The 16,657-nt window shown below is 53.2% G+C and carries 13 protein-coding genes, 2 pseudogenes and 1 other annotated feature; of the genes and pseudogenes, 5 read left to right on the forward strand and 10 right to left on the reverse strand.

All coding sequences use genetic code 11. The annotated features are described in order from the left end of the window. Nucleotides 1–30 precede the first annotated feature (30 nt). Nucleotides 31–985: pseudogene (gene tal / locus HP572_RS16800) on the reverse strand (transaldolase). Between the two features lie 313 nt (nucleotides 986–1,298). Here tal and yaaA point away from each other — a divergent pair. Next, entirely contained in the window at nucleotides 1,299–2,072 is a 774-nt protein-coding gene (gene yaaA, locus HP572_RS16805; RefSeq protein ID WP_240583810.1) for a peroxide stress protein YaaA, read from the forward strand. A 46-nt stretch (nucleotides 2,073–2,118) separates the two neighbouring features. Here the strand turns inward: yaaA and thrC are convergent, their stop codons facing one another. The 5 genes and pseudogenes from thrC to HP572_RS16825 all read right to left on the reverse strand — a co-directional run bounded on the left by thrC (nucleotide 2,119) and on the right by HP572_RS16825 (nucleotide 7,916). Then, a complete protein-coding gene (thrC, locus tag HP572_RS16810) occupies nucleotides 2,119–3,408 on the reverse strand; it encodes a threonine synthase (RefSeq protein ID WP_039490697.1) in 1,290 nt (429 codons plus the stop codon). A 3-nt stretch (nucleotides 3,409–3,411) separates the two neighbouring features. Beyond that, the gene (thrB, locus tag HP572_RS16815; RefSeq protein WP_205551788.1) at nucleotides 3,412–4,341 is read right to left on the reverse strand and encodes a homoserine kinase; all 930 of its coding nucleotides are present in this window, start codon (nucleotides 4,339–4,341) and stop codon (nucleotides 3,412–3,414) included. Nucleotides 4,342–4,343: 2 nt separating this feature from the next. Then, nucleotides 4,344–6,804: pseudogene (gene thrA / locus HP572_RS16820) on the reverse strand (bifunctional aspartate kinase/homoserine dehydrogenase I). Nucleotides 6,805–6,895: 91 nt separating this feature from the next. Beyond that, nucleotides 6,896–7,011: a sequence feature (Thr leader region), on the reverse strand. Next, complete coding sequence (gene thrL / locus HP572_RS23015; RefSeq protein ID WP_071531141.1) at nucleotides 6,950–7,036, reverse strand: thr operon leader peptide; 87 nt, start codon at nucleotides 7,034–7,036, stop codon at nucleotides 6,950–6,952. Its footprint overlaps the feature before it by 62 nt. Nucleotides 7,037–7,229: 193 nt before the next feature. Next, entirely contained in the window at nucleotides 7,230–7,916 is a 687-nt protein-coding gene (locus HP572_RS16825; protein WP_039511228.1) for a tRNA/rRNA methyltransferase, read from the reverse strand. A 751-nt stretch (nucleotides 7,917–8,667) separates the two neighbouring features. Here HP572_RS16825 and arcA point away from each other — a divergent pair. Then, nucleotides 8,668–9,384, forward strand: a complete 717-nt coding sequence (arcA, locus tag HP572_RS16830; RefSeq protein WP_039490693.1) for a two-component system response regulator ArcA — start codon at nucleotides 8,668–8,670, stop codon at nucleotides 9,382–9,384. 54 nt (nucleotides 9,385–9,438) lie between these two features. Here the strand turns inward: arcA and creA are convergent, their stop codons facing one another. Continuing rightward, the gene (creA, locus tag HP572_RS16835) at nucleotides 9,439–9,903 is read right to left on the reverse strand and encodes a protein CreA (RefSeq protein WP_371745336.1); all 465 of its coding nucleotides are present in this window, start codon (nucleotides 9,901–9,903) and stop codon (nucleotides 9,439–9,441) included. Nucleotides 9,904–10,126: 223 nt separating this feature from the next. Between creA and robA the strand changes: the two genes are divergently transcribed. After that, on the forward strand, nucleotides 10,127–11,014 hold the full coding sequence (gene robA, locus HP572_RS16840) for an MDR efflux pump AcrAB transcriptional activator RobA (RefSeq protein ID WP_240583811.1): 888 nt from the start codon (nucleotides 10,127–10,129) through the stop codon (nucleotides 11,012–11,014). Here the strand turns inward: robA and gpmB are convergent. Beyond that, nucleotides 11,003–11,653: a 2,3-diphosphoglycerate-dependent phosphoglycerate mutase GpmB gene (gene gpmB / locus HP572_RS16845; protein WP_240583812.1), complete on the reverse strand. Its 651-nt coding sequence runs from the start codon at nucleotides 11,651–11,653 to the stop codon at nucleotides 11,003–11,005. The two genes, robA and gpmB, sit on opposite strands and share 12 nt — an antisense overlap. Nucleotides 11,654–11,703: 50 nt before the next feature. On the opposite strand from gpmB, the gene yjjX reads away from it, so the two are divergent. Then, complete coding sequence (gene yjjX, locus HP572_RS16850; RefSeq protein ID WP_010300523.1) at nucleotides 11,704–12,243, forward strand: inosine/xanthosine triphosphatase; 540 nt, start codon at nucleotides 11,704–11,706, stop codon at nucleotides 12,241–12,243. A gap of 3 nt (nucleotides 12,244–12,246) precedes the next feature. On the opposite strand, the gene trpR is transcribed toward yjjX, so the two are convergent. Further along, complete coding sequence (trpR, locus tag HP572_RS16855; RefSeq protein WP_205551800.1) at nucleotides 12,247–12,594, reverse strand: trp operon repressor; 348 nt, start codon at nucleotides 12,592–12,594, stop codon at nucleotides 12,247–12,249. Between the two features lie 72 nt (nucleotides 12,595–12,666). Further along, nucleotides 12,667–14,601 carry a murein transglycosylase gene (gene sltY / locus HP572_RS16860; RefSeq protein WP_240583813.1) on the reverse strand — a complete coding sequence of 645 codons (1,935 nt, stop codon included), beginning with the start codon at nucleotides 14,599–14,601 and terminating at the stop codon, nucleotides 12,667–12,669. A 358-nt stretch (nucleotides 14,602–14,959) separates the two neighbouring features. On the opposite strand from sltY, the gene ettA reads away from it, so the two are divergent. Beyond that, nucleotides 14,960–16,627, forward strand: a complete 1,668-nt coding sequence (gene ettA / locus HP572_RS16865; protein ID WP_010300532.1) for an energy-dependent translational throttle protein EttA — start codon at nucleotides 14,960–14,962, stop codon at nucleotides 16,625–16,627. Nucleotides 16,628–16,657: the final 30 nt, after the last annotated feature.

Consider the following 16,657-nt stretch of genomic DNA (forward strand, 5'->3'; position numbering starts at 1 on the left):
GAATCCCGGCTATTTTTATCAGCAGAATGCTTACAGTAAATCTGCAATCATCTTTTCCAGTTTTTCCTGGTCGATAGCAAACTTACGGATCCCGTCGGCCAGTTTATCAATCGCCATTGGATCCTGGTTATGCTGCCAGTAGAACTCCGCTTCGGTCATTTTCGCCGGACGGACTTTCACTTCACCGACGTAAGACAGTTTGCGAACCACTTCGCCTTCGCTTTCTGACAGCTCTTTCAGCAGAGCTGGCGCAATCGTAAGGCGATCACAACCGGCCAGTTCCAGAATCTCACCGACGTTACGGAAGCTTGCGCCCATCACGACGGTTTCATAGCCGTGCTCTTTGTAGTAGTCATAGATTTCGCTAACGGAAACCACGCCCGGATCTTCATGCGGCGCGAATTCTTTCTTATCGCCATTGGCTTTGTACCAGTCAAGGATACGACCAACGAACGGAGAAATCAGGAACACGCCCGCTTCAGCACAAGCGCGCGCCTGTGCAAAGGAGAACAGCAGCGTCAGGTATACAGTTGATGCCTTCTTTTTCCAGCTGCTCTGCCGCGCGGATGCCCTGCCAGGTGGAAGCCAGTTTAATCAGGATACGCTCGTTGCTGATGCCCGCGTCGTTGTACAGCTTGATCAGGTGTTTTGCCTTCGCCACGCTGGCTTCGGTGTCATAAGACAAACGCGCATCCACTTCTGTAGAGATGCGGCCTGGGATCAATTTTAAAATTTCGAGACCAATATTGACCGCCAGTTTATCCGTGGCATCCACGACCTGCTGTTTGCGATCGCTGCTCTGCTCACGCGCCCAGGCAATTGCTTCGTCGATCAGTTTGCGGTATTCAGGAATTTGCGCCGCATTCAGAATCAGTGAAGGGTTGGTGGTCGCATCTTGCGGTTGGTACAGTTTCATTGCCGCAATATCGCCGGTATCAGCTACAACCGTGGTCAGTTGGCGTAGGGAAGTCAGTTTATCCGTCATGTTGGCATGTCTCGTTGTTTATACGTGGTGCTCGTGAATGAAAATAGCTCGTATATGAATCGACTTGTTATCTAATCTGGTGGCCGTCTGTTTTGCGCCGAAATCTGATAATAACACGCGCACTTTCCCGCGCAAGCCAGCCTTTTCCCACTCGCCTTTGCAACGGCGCTTACACGCCGGTAAGACGCCATGTTTTCCCCTTCCCGAACGCGATGAGACGTGAAAGACGAGGCGTATTATAGCTATCGCCGTTTTCTTACTGCGTTCTTGCTATAGTAGACCCATCAGAAATCAGACCGACAGGACATGGCGCATGCTTATTACTATTTCACCCGCAAAAACGCTCGACTACACCAGTCCTTTGGCAACGACGCGTTATACGCAGCCGGAGCTTCTGGACTATTCCAGCCAGTTGATTGGCGTGTGTAAAAAACTGACGCCAGCACAAATATCCTCGTTGATGAGCATCAGCGATAAGCTGGCTGACCTGAACGCAGGCCGCTTTAGCGACTGGCAGCCGGATTTCACGCCGGAGAATGCGCGTCAGGCACTGCTGGCGTTTAAGGGCGACGTCTATACCGGATTGGCTGCAGAAGATTTCAGCGAGGATGACTTCGATTTCGCCCAGCAGCACCTGCGTATGCTGTCAGGCCTGTATGGCGTGTTGCGCCCGCTAGATTTGATGCAGCCATATCGGCTGGAAATGGGCACCAAGCTGGAAAATAAAGCCGGTAAAGATCTCTACAGTTTCTGGGGCGACACCATTACTGAAAAGCTGAATCAGGCGTTGCGCGATCAAGGCGACGATGTGCTGGTTAATCTGGCATCGGACGAATATTTCAAAGCCGTTAAACCGAAAAAGCTTAATGCCCGTCTGATCAAACCCGTCTTCCTGGATGAGAAAAACGGTAAATTCAAGGTGATCAGTTTCTACGCCAAGAAAGCGCGCGGTCTGATGAGTCGTTTCATTATTCAAAACCGCCTGACTCAACCGGAGCAGTTGAAAGCGTTTAATCTGGAAGGTTACTTTTTCGAGGCTGCGGATTCTTCAGCTAACGAGCTGGTGTTTAAGCGCCACGAACAGTAAACAAAAGAAGGGAAACAGGGCGGAATATTCCGCCCTTTCAATCGATTTATTCCGGCAGTGACATCAGGAACTCACGCAGCTTTGCGAAATCATCCGGGAAGTTGTGCGACAGCAGATCCAGATCGGCACGCTCAGCCAGCGCTTCCGGCAGATCCAGTTCTTTACCCAGGATGTCTTCTACGCTTTCCTTGAATTTCGCCGGGTGCGCTGTACCCAGGAACAGACCGAACTCACCGGCTTGCAGCTGATCGCGCAGCAGACGGTAGGCAATCGCAGCATGCGGCTCAGAGAGATAGCCTAGCGCATCCAGCTCATGCATGGTTTCTTTCGTGGTCTCATCGCTCACCGCGCCAAAGCCCAGCGTTTTCAACTGCCAGTTCTTACGACGGAACAGCTCTTCCACACGCGGCCAGTTGTTCGGCTGGCTTACGTCCATGGCGTTGGATAAGGTTGCCACCGTTTTATTAGGTTCCCAATTCCCGCTGCTCAGGAAGCGCGGTACCGTGTCATTGGCGTTAGTCGCAGCGATGAAGCGCTTAATTGGCAGACCCAGCGATTTCGCCAGCAGGCCAGCGGTCAGATCGCCGAAGTTACCGCTTGGTACAGAAACCACCAGTTGATTACGGGCTTCCTGCGGCAGCTGCGCAACGGCTTCAAAGTAGTAGCAAATTTGCGCCAGCAGACGGCTGATGTTGATGGAGTTCGCTGAGTTCAGGCCAATCGCCTTTTTCAGTTCTTCATCATCAAACGCCTTTTTCACCAACGCCTGACAGGCATCGAAATCGCTGTCGATAGCGATGGTGTGAATGTTGCCACCCAGCGTGCAGAACAGTTTCTCCTGCAACGGACTGATCTTGCCCTGCGGATACAAAATCACAACGCGGACATTTTCCAGACCGTAAAAGGCGTGTGCCACAGCAGCACCAGTGTCGCCAGAGGTCGCCGTCAGAATAGTGATTTTCTCGTCGCCAGACACTTCCGTCAGCATTTGCGCCATAAAGCGGCCGCCGAAGTCTTTAAAGGCCAGCGTCGGGCCGTGGAACAGCTCCAGCGCAGCGATGTCTTCCGCAACTGGCGCAACCGGTGCCGGGAACGCAAAGGCAGCTTTTACGCGCTCGAACACGGTTTCAGTCGCGATCTCGTCGCCAATATACGCAGACAGAATACGGCTGCTGCGAGTGACGAAATCCAGATCCAGCAGGGCATCAATTTCGGTGCGCTCAAATTCCGGCAGCTCCAGCGGGAAGAACAGCCCTTGCTGGCTACCCAGCCCTTGCTTGATAGCCTGAGCAAAACTGACCTGCTCGTTGTGATCTTTAAGGTTGTACAGTTTCATGCGTTATCCCAATTGTCGTGCGCCAGTCGTATCAAGACGGCAAATATGAACAAAACCTTCATCGTTCTGCAAATAGTTATCCCGCAGCCAGTCGGCCAGACGCTGTGCGCTTGCCATGTCGTTGCAGACGGAGAATAACGTTGGGCCAGAGCCGGAAATACCGCAGGCCAGCGCCCCGATATCTTCAGCAGCCTGGCGAGCGGCAGCAAAGCCGGGCAGCAGTTTCGTCCGATAAGGTTCCGCGATGACATCTTTCATCAGTTTCGCCGCCAGCTCAGCCTGTCCGGTATGGCAAGCGTGGATAAAACCGGCCAGATAACGACCGTGGCTGATGCAATCCTGACGACGATATTGCGCAGGCAGAATCGCGCGCGCTTCAGCAGTGGAGACTTTAATCCCCGGATACGCCATGACCCACAGCCAATCATCGAATGACGGCACAGACTGGCTGATGATGCCGTTCTCTTCCAGCATCAGTTGGACGCCGCCGAGGAAACACGGCGCCACGTTATCGTAGTGAACGCTGCCGGAAATGCGCCCTTCCAGCTCACCCATCAGTTTCAGCAGACGGGTATCATCCAGCGGCTTACCGCAAAATTCGTTCATCGCCATCAGCCCGGCGACGACAGAACAAGCGCTGGAACCGAGCCCGGAACCAATCGGCATGTTCTTTTCGAGCGTCATCGCTACTGGCACGGTTTTGCCAATTTCCTGACAGAACAGTTCCCAACATTGATACACAATGTTTTCTTTCGGGTTGTCCGGCAGCTTGCTAACAAAACGCCCTTCATTACGCAGGCTGAACAGATCGGCAGCTTCAACAGAGACGCAATCCCCCAGCAGTGAACCGTCTACCGGTGAGACGGCCGCGCCCAGCACATCAAACCCGACGCTGACGTTACCGATTGACGCAGGTGCATACACCTTAACCATAATTATGCTCCCAACTTCCATGACAAGGTGCGCAGCAGATCTGCGAACACACCAGCAGCGGTAACATCGTTACCCGCGCCATAACCGCGCAACACGAGCGGCAGTGGCTGATAATAACGGCTGTAGAATGCCAGCGCATTCTCGCCATCTTTGACTTTAAACAGCGGATCGTTGCCGCCAACGGCACTGATCTTGACCTTACAGCGGCCTTCTTCGATCACGCCGACATAGCGCAACACTTTACCTTCATCACGCGCTTGTGCAACACGGCTGGCAAACTCAGCGTCTGCCGTCGGCAGGCGCTGCATAAAGCTGGCAACATCGCCGGACGCATCAAAGCTGGCAGGCAGCACAGATTCCACCTCAATATCGCCCAGCTCCAGCTGATAACCCGCTTCACGCGCCAGAATCAGCAGCTTACGCGCCACATCCATACCGGACAGATCGTCACGCGGATCGGGTTCGGTATAGCCTTTTTCTTTCGCCTGCGTGGTCGCTTCCGACAGCGACATGCCTTCATCGAGTTTACCGAAAATAAAGGACAGCGAGCCAGAGAGAATACCGGTAAAGCGAATCAGCTCATCACCCGCATTCAGCAGATTTTGCAGGTTCTCAATCACCGGCAGACCTGCACCGACGTTGGTGTCATACAGGAAACGACGGCGGGATTTCGCCGCGGCGCTACGTAGTTGATGATAGTAATTCATCGACCCCGTGTTAGCTTTCTTGTTTGGCGTCACGACATGGAAACCGTCGGCCAGGAAATCCACATACTGATCGGCCACGGCCTGATTCGACGTACAGTCGACGATCACCGGGTTCAGCAGGTGGTACTCTTTAACCAGACGAATCAGACGACCCAGATTAAACGGCTCGCGGGCTTTACCCAGCTCTTCATGCCAGTTTTCCATCGAGATGCCGTTAATGTTGGTCAGCATCGCTTTGGAGTTGGCGATCCCACACACGCGCAGGTCGATATGCTTGTCTTTTAGCCACGGCTGCTGACGGTGGATCTGATCCAGCAGTGCGCCACCCACGCCGCCGACGCCGATAACAAATACGTCGATCACCTGATCGGTGTTAAACAGCATCTGGTGGGCAACGCGTACGCCAGTTGTGGCGACATCGTTATTCACCACGACAGAGATAGAGCGCTCGGACGAGCCCTGCGCGATAGCCACGATATTGATATTTGCCGTCGCTAATGCCGAGAACAGACGTGCAGACAGGCCGCGCAGCGTACGCATACCATCACCGACGACAGAGAGGATCGCCAGACGTTCCATCACATCCAGCGGTTCCAGCACGCCTTCTTTCAGTTCCAGATAGAATTCGTCTTCCAGCGTTTTTCTGGCGCGCGCCAGCTCGTTTTGCGATACGCAGAAGCTGATGCTGTATTCGGAAGATGACTGCGTAATCAGAACAACAGAGATACCCGCACGTGACATCGCGGCAAACACGCGCGCGGCCATGCCGACCATGCCTTTCATGCCTGGGCCGGATACGTTAATCATCGCCATGTTGTTCAGGTTGGTAATGCCTTTCACCGGATACTGAGTATCCGTACTGTCCATGCCGATGAGCGTGCCGGGAGCCTGAGGATTTTCGGTGTTTTTGATGAGGCAGGGAATTTGGAACTGGGCGATAGGAGCGATGGTGCGAGGGTGGAGGACTTTGGCGCCGCAAATAGGACAGCTCCATCGCCTCCTGATAGGACATCGATTTCAATAATCGAGCGTCCGGCACCTGACGCGGATCGCAGGTATATACACCGTCCACATCGGTCCAGATCTCACAACAGTCGGCACGCAAACACGCAGCCAGTACCGCAGCGGAATAGTCAGAACCGTTACGGCCCAGCACGACCAGTTCGCCTTTGTCGTTACCAGCCGTAAAGCCCGCCATCAGGATCACATGATCTTTCGGGATGGCGCTTTCAGCGACGCGGCGAGTCGATTCCGTGATATCCACGGTGGATTCAAGATAGTGTCCCTGTGCCAGCAGCTTCTCGACCGGGTTGATAACGGAAACCCCATAGCCGCGTGCCTGAAAGACCGCTTCCATGATGGCGATAGACAGTTTTTCTCCCCGGCAGATGATCGCTGCGTTCACACTGTCAGGGCACTGGCCCAGCAGCGCGATACCGTGCAGAACGTGTTTCAGCTGTGCAAATTCCTGATCCACAAATGCCTTCAGGCGGGCATGGTCAAAGCCGGGCTGAGACGCGGCAAGGCCTTGCAGCAGCGAAGAAAAGATCGTTTCGGCGTCGTTTAAATGAGGCAGGATATCTTGTCCGGCGACGGTTTTCTCAATCATGGCAACCAGATGGTTGGTAATTTTCGCCGGAGCGGACAATACGGTAGCCACCTGTCCCTGGCGCGCGTTGTTCTCGATAATGTCGGCAACGCGTGCAAAACGCTCCGCATTTGCTACTGAAGTCCCGCCAAATTTCAACACTCGCATTTTTATCTGTTCTCCTGAATTTCTGCCAACCAAACGCCGGAAGCGTTTTTTGTATGCCGCTTACAGACGGCGTTGAGGGATAACCTGCCATAAAAAAAAAGCCCGCACTGTTCGGTGCGGGCTTTTTCTGGAATCTTTATATGCGTCAGCCCGCACCGTTACTGGTTGTATCGGTGATGGTAATAATCGTGGTGATCAGGCTGATAGTGCGCATGCTAAAATCGAATCTCATTAGAAGTAGAGTTATCTGCCCTATTAGTTAGGCCAATCGCCCTTTGAAGTCAACGGATTTCTTTTTTTTCTTCTCGCCGAAGGAAAAAATCCAGCCGCTCAACCCACTGCCTAAACAGAAATAAGCCGGACAAACCGTTGTCAAAATACGTGACTCAAGATGTTCGACTGCCAAAAAAGCCATCTCTGCTATCTTATTTCGGCAGTCTTTTTTCAATGTCGTGTAGCAACCGATGGAGCATCGCCGTATCGCGTTGCTCTAAACGTCCCAGCCGCTGATGCAGCCAGTCCCGCAGTTTTTCATCGTCCTCAACCGCCAGAGTCACCAAAAGCCGATCCATACGATCGCGCAGCGCCGATAACTGCCCCGCCACCGCTGGCTGTGTCGCTTCCGGTTTGACCTGCATCAGTTCAGCCAGTTGGTAACAGTACACCATCACCGCCTGACCAAGATTCAGAGAGGGATAATCCGCTTTCATCGGCACGCCAGTCAGCACATCCGCCAGTTCAAGTTCTTCATTCGTCAGGCCAACATCTTCCCGACCAAACACCAGCGCCGCAGACGCCATCCATTGAACCTTCTCCTGCAATACACCTGTCAATTCCGCTGGCGTGCAGTAATAGTGATACTTAGCCCGGCTGCGCGCGGTGGTCGCGACCGTAAAATCGACATCTGCCAGCGCTTCAGCCAGCGTGGAAAACACCTGTACATTATCCAGAATATCCCCTGAACCGTGCGCCACCCAGCGAGCCGCAGGCTCTTGGTGTACCGTGCTACCGACAATACGCAAGCTGCTGAACCCCATCGTTTTCATCGCACGAGCGGCCGCCCCTACATTTTCAGCCCGAGCGGGCTCAACCAAAATAATATGAAACTGCATAGGCTCCTCAGTATGGGTTACATGCGTTTTGGCAATAGTTTATCTGCTCGCCAAACAACACGACCTTGTAATCGATAACAATTTATTGATGACGACGATTTATTGATAACGACAATTTGTTGAGTATCACAGTGAAAAGTTAACAATAAACCAACAACATTTCCGGCATCAACACAGCCTTCGCCAGGAAACATCGGTGAGTCCAAAAAATGGGCGGGAAGATAAAACCTTAAGAAAAATAAGGTAAATTATTTTATTTCAATAAGTTATAAAAGCACCAACGACTGTGTAGCGCCAATTATGATTATTGGCATTTGCTATGCTAAATCGTTCATAAAAAGTGCTAAATTGTGACGTAAACTGGCAATCCTATAAGTGTTTATCACAAAATAGTTAACGTGCTAAAATGAAATTTGATATATGTCAACAGAACCGTAGATTTATCAGCAGGCAAAATCTGTGCTTACTGTTATGTTGCTGTTAATAAGGTTAAACTGTGCGCCACTTTGAGCGCAGTTAAATTAGCGCCACGCTCACCCGCTAGCAGTACCTCTAAGCGGGTAGAGAATGAACACCAGTAACGCATTTACGTACTTGAGTCTGACGTTGAGCGAGAGCGTAGTCTACCTCGATAAGCTCCAGGGAAATACCCGGAATAACTGGCGTTGTAGCCAGCGGGCCAGCAGGGTATGACAGCGACTTCTGTACTTCCGATTTCTATAATTTAAGTTGGCAATTTTAGGTAGCAAACATGCAGACGCCGCACATTCTTATTGTTGAAGACGAGCTAGTAACTCGTAATACCCTCAAAAGCATTTTTGAGGCGGAAGGATACGTTGTTCACGAAGCCACTGATGGCGCAGAAATGCACCACATTTTGTCCGAGAACGACATCAATCTGGTGATCATGGACATCAACCTGCCAGGAAAGAACGGCCTGTTGCTGGCACGTGAATTGCGCGAGCAAGCCACCGTTGCCTTGATGTTCCTCACCGGCCGCGACAATGAAGTCGATAAGATCCTCGGTCTGGAAATCGGTGCGGATGACTACATCACCAAACCGTTCAACCCACGTGAACTGACGATCCGCGCCCGTAACCTGCTGTCACGCACCATGAATCTGGGCGGTGGCACGGAAGAGCGTCGTCTGGTGGAAAGCTATCGTTTCAACGGCTGGGAACTGGACATCAATAGCCGTTCGCTGATTAGCCCGGCTGGTGAACAATACAAGCTGCCGCGCAGTGAATTCCGCGCCATGCTGCACTTCTGCGAAAATCCGGGCAAGATTCAATCCCGTGCAGAGCTGCTGAAGAAAATGACGGGTCGCGAGCTTAAGCCGCATGACCGTACCGTTGACGTCACCATCCGTCGTATCCGCAAGCACTTTGAATCTACAGCCGATACGCCAGAAATCATCGCCACGATCCACGGCGAAGGCTACCGCTTCTGCGGTGATCTGGAAAATTAATTCCCTCAGCCGGAACAGAAATCTGTTCCGGCTGTTTTCCCTTCTTACCGCACGTTATTCACTCTTTCCCCACGGCATAACCGGCACTGCGCTTAACGCATTTTTCGGCGAACCATCGACTATGCGATCAGAATAAGCAAGATAGATCAGCGAATTGCGCTTTTGATCGTAAAATCGAACAACCTGCAATTTCTTGAAAACCAGCGATGTTCTTTTCTGGAACACAACGGACCCACGATCGCCGCCGTTTTTGATTTTATCGGACAGCGTAATCGGCCCAACCTGCTGACAGGAAATGGCAGCGTCCGACGTGTCCTCCGCCAGCCCTAACCCGCCTTTGATTCCGCCTGTTTTGGCTCGGCTAACGTAGCAGGTAACATTTGATACATCTGGATCGTCAAACGCTTCCACGACGATCTTATGATCCGGCCCCAGCAGTTTAAAGGCCGTATCGACAGATCCCACTTCTTCCGCACTGACAACGCCGGCGGTGGATAGCAATAGCAGACCCGCTCCCATGATGCGCTTTATGTTCATATTTCAGGTCCTGTGACAATTCATAACAAACGGTTAATAACCACAATTAAAAAGGGGATGAGAAAAATAAACCGCTATAATCTCCCTCCTTATCCAAATTACCTGCGGAAAATTTTCAAAAATCTTCGGCAGTACCAAAGTGAAAATATTGCTATGATGCGGGATCTCAATACGCTCGCGCTCAATGTGTTTGATGAGGAAGATTATGGATCAAGCCGGTATCATACGTGACTTGCTTAACTGGCTGGAAAGCCATCTCGACCAGCCGCTATCACTCGATAATGTGGCGGCGAAAGCGGGTTATTCCAAGTGGCATCTGCAAAGAATGTTCAAGGATGTGACGGGCCATGCCATTGGTTCATATATCCGAGCGCGGAGATTGACCAAAGCGGCGGTTGCACTCTGCCTGACCAGTCGCCCCATCCTTGATATTGCCCTGCAATACCGCTTTGATTCACAACAGACTTTTACCCGCGCGTTCAAAAAACAGTTTGCACAAACGCCAGCGTCTTATCGTCGTTCCGATAACTGGAACACTTTCGGCATTCGTCCGCCGATTCGGCTTGGTGAGTTTACCCTGCCGCAGCCGCAGTTTGTCACCCTGCCAGAAACGCAGTTGCTTGGGCTAACGCAAACCTATACCTGTCGCCTGGAACAGATTTGTAATTTCCGTACCGAAATTCGCGTCCACTACTGGCGTCAATTTTTGGGAGAAACACGCTGCGTCCCACCGGTGCTTTACGGGCTACATCATTCGCAGCCGAGTAAAGAGAAAGACGACGAGCACGCAGTGCTCTACACCACCGCACTGGAGCCGCAGTATCTGCCTGATGATGTCCATACTGGCGAACCCATCACGCTACCGGGCGGCGACTACGCGATGTTCGTTTTTGACGGCCCGACCGACGAGCTACAGGATTTTATTATCAGCCTGTATGACACCTGTCTGCCAACCTTCCAGCTCACGCGCCGTAAAGGGTTCGACGCCGAGCGTTTTCACCCTAGTCGCGATACAGACGGGGAAATACCCGACATCATTCGCTGCGAGTATTTTATCCCCATCCAACATACCGAGCCGCTATCAGCGCTGTAACTCATCCAGTGCCGGAATATCCAAATGTGAGATATCTCCGGCCGTTTCCACCACCCATCCGGGTGCCAGCCACGGGCTTTGCTGATAATCAATGCGCGACAGGGAACAGTTGCGCAGACGCAGTCGCCGTTCAGCCGATGCGGGTAACCCCAGAACCGTACTCAGCAAGCACCCCAGCGCCATACCATGGCTAACCAGCAAAGGACGACTTCCCGCAGGCAACGCCAGACAACGCTCCAGAACGCCGTGCATGCGCAATGCCACATCAACCATCGACTCGCCTTCTGGGATGCGGCCATCGGGAGTGCCATCCACCAGCCCTTTACGCCACTTTTCTTCCTCGGCGGTCAGCAAATCCAGATCGCGGGCTTCCAAGACGCCCATGTTCAATTCACGTAACCCGGGCTCCAGGATTATCTGGCAATCACCACAAGATTTAGCGATGATTTCTGTCGTCTGACGCGTTCTTCCGAGATCGCTGGTAAAAATATGCGTAATCCCTAACGTCCTGATTCGTTCAGCAACTTGCTGTGCCTGTTGTTCACCTCTTGGCGTCAGCGCACTGTCCGATTGACCTTGAATACGTCGAGCCACATTCCATTCCGTTTCGCCGTGGCGAACAAGATATACCTGTAACATGGTTATTTTCCGTTATACTGCGTCAAATTAACTAAAGGTACGAAACTGTTATGTATCACGTTGTTGCTGCAACTACCAACCCGGCAAAGATTAAGGCTATTACTCTGGCATTCACCGATGTCTTTGGTGCAGAAAACTGCCGCATCGAAGGCGTTGACGTCGACAGTGGCGTCCCGCGCCAGCCTCTCGGCTCTCTCGAAACCCGTACAGGTGCCAGAAACCGCGTCATGATGGCACGTCAGGTGCGACCAGAAGCCGATTTTTGGGTCGGTGTCGAAGCAGGTATTGAAGAAAGCATGACTTTCGCCTGGATGGTGATCGAAAACGCCCACCTGCGTGGCGAATCACGTTCTGCAAGCCTGGTTCTTCCAGAAAGTATATTACATGGTATCCGTGAAGGGCGGGAATTAGGCGATGAAATGGAGCGTTTGACGGGCGTTCAGAATATCAAACATAAAGGTGGTGCCATCGGCGTCTTCACCGACGGCAAATTGTCACGCACCAGTGTGTACCATCAGGCGTTGCTGCTGGCCCTGGTGCCGTTCCATAATCCGATCTATCAGATTCCCGTTCAGGCAGCAAAACCGTAACGGCTACGCGTCGTCACTCAACGGCTTATCTGCCGACAGCAACTGCGCTTCCAGCCAGCTTTTTAACGCGGGGGGCGCGGCTTTCAGACTGTTTGAACCGCGCGTAATCGTCGCAATGCCCGCACCTAACTCGCTTTTCAGCTCACGCTGGCTCATTTCACCCCGCATTAGCTCCTGTATAATTCGCACCCGCGTTCCTAACGCTGTACGCTCATCCGGCGTCATCAGGAGTTGAAGCAGCGGTAGGTGAAGATCCTCCGCAATAGACTGCTGCAATAACGCGACAAAGCGTAACCAATGCTCATTGTCTTGTTCAGAAAGTGCCGGGTCGATAAGCGATAACGGAGTCATAACGGGCTGCCATACTATTTAACTAGTACGGCAGCATAACACAATTTCAGGCCACGATCGCAACGCCGCGTCTCAATAACGCCGCTGCCATTCCCCATCCGTCAGCACATTCGCTGGTTGATTAAGGAAATAGCGATAGAAGACGTCATACGCCAGCACATTTTTCACGTAACCCCGTGTTTCCGAGAACGGAATACTTTCGATAAACGCAACGGGATCGATGCGCCCAGCGCTGTTCCTCAGCCAGGTATTCACACGCGACGGCCCGGCATTATAAGCCGCGGAAGACAGAATGCGGTTACGCCCAAATGTCTGGTACACGTACTCCAGATAGCTCGTTCCCAACAGGATATTGGTTTCGGGATCGAACAACTGGCTGCTGTTCGTATAGAACGTGATATTGCTCATTTTGGCCGTATGCTGCGCCGTCGCGGGCATCAACTGCATCAGGCCCGATGCACCAACTGGGGAACGTGCTTTCGGGTTCCAGGCGCTTTCCTGACGAGCAATCGCCATCGCATAGCTCTGGCTGATGCCTTTCCCCTGCGTTTCACGGCGGAATTCATCGTTCCAGGCCAGCGGGAAACGCTCTTCCAGATGATCCCACAGCTTCGCGACAATCGTCGCCTGTACGCTCAAATCCGCCCAGCGCTGCTCAAACGCATAGCGAGCCAGTGCTTCCTGCTGCGGTTTGCTGCGATTCGCCACCAGCCCGACCCATTCGCTGCGCGCCAGATTATCCATCTGCCAGAACATCAACTCCCGTACGCGGGTGATTTCCGGTAGCTGAGACAGAGAAGGATCCGGCTTCACCGCCGCCATGATAGTCATGGGATAGCGCTCGTTCAGTTTCTGCGCCGCTGCCATCGGGTAGAACCCGCGTTCCTGCATCAGGCTGCGTAATAGCGTCTCGCCTTCCTGACGTTTACCCTGATCCAACAGCACTACCGCACGCCAGTAGCGCCATTCGTCTTTCTGCAAGGCATCCGCCGGTAAACGTGCCATCCAGCTCGTCAGCCCCTGACGATCGCCTGCACCCAGCGCCATACGTACGCGGCGTTCCAGCAAAGTCGTCGAGGTGCTCTGCCGCACTACGCCATCCCGCCACTGTGCCTGTTCTGGCGTGGCATCGTTGCCCATCAAACGCCAGGCAATGGTTTCTTCCATCCCCTGACGTTCTGCCGCGCTCATTTTCTGCAAACGGGCAATGACTGGCAGCATCGAACGGGCATTATCGGTATCCTGACGCGCCGTGCGCGTAAAGGCCGAGAGAGTGACTTTACGCGTAAAATCCGTCGGCCCGACGGTACGGGCGAAGCTCTCCAGCGAATTCGGATCGTTCTGGAGTTTCAACAGCGCATCACCCATCGTTTTATAGTCGTCGGGTAACTGCTTGATGAGATAGCTCACCAGACTGCCGCTGCCTTCGTCCATCGCCAGACGCGTGCGTTCCAGCGTCGTCAGCGGCGTCTGTTCGCCGGCCTGCTGCCAGACGGAGAAGAGTTTATCGCACACGGTAGGGAGCGAACGCCCTGTCAGCCAGATATCACGTGTGGCTTCCCACACGCCCTGACGCTGACCGGTTGCCCACTGGGCGTAATAAAAGTTACAGCGGGCGCTGACCGGCTTCGGCGGCTGGGGGCTAAATGCCAGCAGCCCAATCCAGTCCTGACGACGCGCCAGCTCATTCACAAAGCTGGTCGTCAGGTTACGGGCAGGCGGCAACGTCGGGTGCGTTGCCATAAACTGCTTCACCTGCGTCGCACTGACCTGACTCAGGTCCTGCGTGAGCGAACGGTATTCAAGATAAGGATAAAGTGGGTAACTGCGCAGCGTCGGCATCAACTGCGCGACCGTGTCCATCTGGTTGCTGTCCCATGCTTGCTTAACCTGCTGATAGCGCTGACGCTGTTCGTCCAGAGAATCCGCCAGCGCATGGCCGGAAACCCCAGCCAGACATATCGCCGAAACGGCGTACCACCAATGACCCGCTTTTATCACCTGCATTAACCTCATCCGTTATCGAACTTGCTATCGGCATCCTTCATCGTATCGATACCCCTATCCTATCGGGCAGATCCAGTGTGGCACATCATGCCAGACAACGATATGCCGATCCGCAAACCGATTCTGAAATTCATCACGCGGGCCTACGTCTCAGATCGACCATGGCAAATCGCCGGATAGCTGGGATCGCAGGCTGAAAACCGCTACACTTCATACTTAGAGTAATGCGCTTAGAATAATCGATCCGCTGCCAGAGTATTTCCTTAGCAGCGATTTAGTATTAGGTAACACAGTGCTACATATGGTCACCCGCTTATGGTGACAAATCATAGAGATAAGAGAGAGGCGAAGTCGCAACGTGGCTCAATATGTTTATACCATGCATCGCGTCGGTAAGGTCGTACCGCCGAAGCGTCACATTCTGAAAAACATCTCCCTCAGTTTTTTCCCCGGTGCCAAAATCGGCGTGCTGGGTCTGAACGGAGCCGGTAAATCAACGCTGTTGCGTATTATGGCTGGCATTGATACGGACATCGAGGGCGAAGCTCGCCCACAACCTGGAATCAAAATCGGCTACTTGCCGCAGGAACCGCAGTTAAACACGGAGCACACCGTACGTGAATCCGTGGAAGAAGCGGTGTCTGAAGTCGTCACCGCGCTGAAGCGTCTTGACGAAGTCTATGCGCTGTATGCCGACCCGGATGCAGACTTCGATAAATTGGCCGCCGAACAAGGCCGACTGGAAGAAGTCATTCAGGCGCACGACGGCCATAATCTGGACAACCAGCTAGAGCGTGCCGCCGATGCGCTGCGCTTGCCGGAGTGGGATGCGAAAATCGCCACCCTGTCCGGGGGTGAACGTCGCCGCGTGGCACTGTGCCGTCTGCTGCTGGAAAAGCCGGACATGCTGCTGCTCGACGAACCAACCAACCACCTGGATGCCGAATCTGTCGCCTGGCTGGAACGCTTCCTGCACGACTTCGAGGGCACCGTGGTGGCGATTACCCACGACCGTTACTTCCTCGATAACGTCGCAGGCTGGATTCTGGAGCTGGACCGCGGCGAAGGTATTCCGTGGGAAGGCAACTACTCTTCCTGGCTGGAGCAGAAAGATCAGCGTCTGGCACAGGAAGCCTCTCAGGAAGCGGCACGCCGTAAATCCATTGAGAAAGAGCTGGAGTGGGTGCGTCAAGGCGCGAAAGGCCGTCAGTCCAAAGGTAAGGCACGTCTGGCACGCTTTGAAGAGTTGAACAACACCGAATACCAGAAGCGTAACGAAACCAACGAACTGTTTATTCCACCAGGTGCTCGTCTCGGCGATAAAGTGGTGGAAGTCACCAACCTCAGCAAGTCTTACGGCGAACGTCAGCTCATCGATGGGCTTTCCTTCTCCGTACCGAAAGGCGCGATTGTCGGCATTATCGGCCCGAACGGTGCCGGTAAATCGACCCTGTTCCGCATGATGTCTGGTCAGGAACAGCCGGATGGCGGCTCGATTGAGCTGGGCGAAACGGTAAAACTGGCGTCAGTTGACCAGTTCCGTGACGCAATGGATAACAGCAAAACCGTCTGGGAAGAAGTGTCTGGCGGGCAGGACATCATGCGTATCGGCAACACCGAAATGCCAAGCCGCGCTTACGTTGGCCGTTTCAACTTCAAAGGGGTTGATCAGGGCAAACGCGTTGGCGAGCTGTCCGGTGGTGAACGCGGCCGTCTGCATCTGGCGAAGCTGTTGCAGGTAGGCGGCAACGTGCTGCTGCTCGATGAACCGACCAACGACCTGGATATCGAAACCCTGCGCGCACTGGAAAACGCCCTGCTGGAATTCCCAGGCTGTGCCATGGTGATCTCGCATGACCGTTGGTTCCTCGACCGTATCGCAACACACATTCTGGATTATCAGGATGAAGGTAAAGTGGAATTCTTCGAAGGTAACTTTACCGAATACGAAGAGTACAAGAAGCGTACGCTGGGTGCCGATGCGTTGGAACCACACCGCATCAAGTACAAGAAGATCGCTAAATAAGCCGTCATCGAACGTGATAAACAAATGGCC

The organism is Pectobacterium sp. PL64 (assembly GCF_022477975.1).
Lineage (GTDB): Bacteria > Pseudomonadota > Gammaproteobacteria > Enterobacterales > Enterobacteriaceae > Pectobacterium > Pectobacterium jejuense.

Coding starts and splice junctions, on each gene's coding strand:
- gpmB (WP_240583812.1), bottom strand. CDS start 11,653: ATGTTACAGGTATATCTTGTTCGCCACGGCGAAACGGAATGGAATGTG.
- thrC (WP_039490697.1), bottom strand. CDS start 3,408: ATGAAACTGTACAACCTTAAAGATCACAACGAGCAGGTCAGTTTTGCT.
- robA (WP_240583811.1), top strand. CDS start 10,127: ATGGATCAAGCCGGTATCATACGTGACTTGCTTAACTGGCTGGAAAGC.
- thrB (WP_205551788.1), bottom strand. CDS start 4,341: ATGGTTAAGGTGTATGCACCTGCGTCAATCGGTAACGTCAGCGTCGGG.
- arcA (WP_039490693.1), top strand. CDS start 8,668: ATGCAGACGCCGCACATTCTTATTGTTGAAGACGAGCTAGTAACTCGT.
- HP572_RS16825 (WP_039511228.1), bottom strand. CDS start 7,916: ATGCAGTTTCATATTATTTTGGTTGAGCCCGCTCGGGCTGAAAATGTA.
- thrL (WP_071531141.1), bottom strand. CDS start 7,036: ATGAGATTCGATTTTAGCATGCGCACTATCAGCCTGATCACCACGATT.
- yjjX (WP_010300523.1), top strand. CDS start 11,704: ATGTATCACGTTGTTGCTGCAACTACCAACCCGGCAAAGATTAAGGCT.
- yaaA (WP_240583810.1), top strand. CDS start 1,299: ATGCTTATTACTATTTCACCCGCAAAAACGCTCGACTACACCAGTCCT.
- creA (WP_371745336.1), bottom strand. CDS start 9,903: ATGGGAGCGGGTCTGCTATTGCTATCCACCGCCGGCGTTGTCAGTGCG.
- trpR (WP_205551800.1), bottom strand. CDS start 12,594: ATGACTCCGTTATCGCTTATCGACCCGGCACTTTCTGAACAAGACAAT.
- sltY (WP_240583813.1), bottom strand. CDS start 14,601: ATGCAGGTGATAAAAGCGGGTCATTGGTGGTACGCCGTTTCGGCGATA.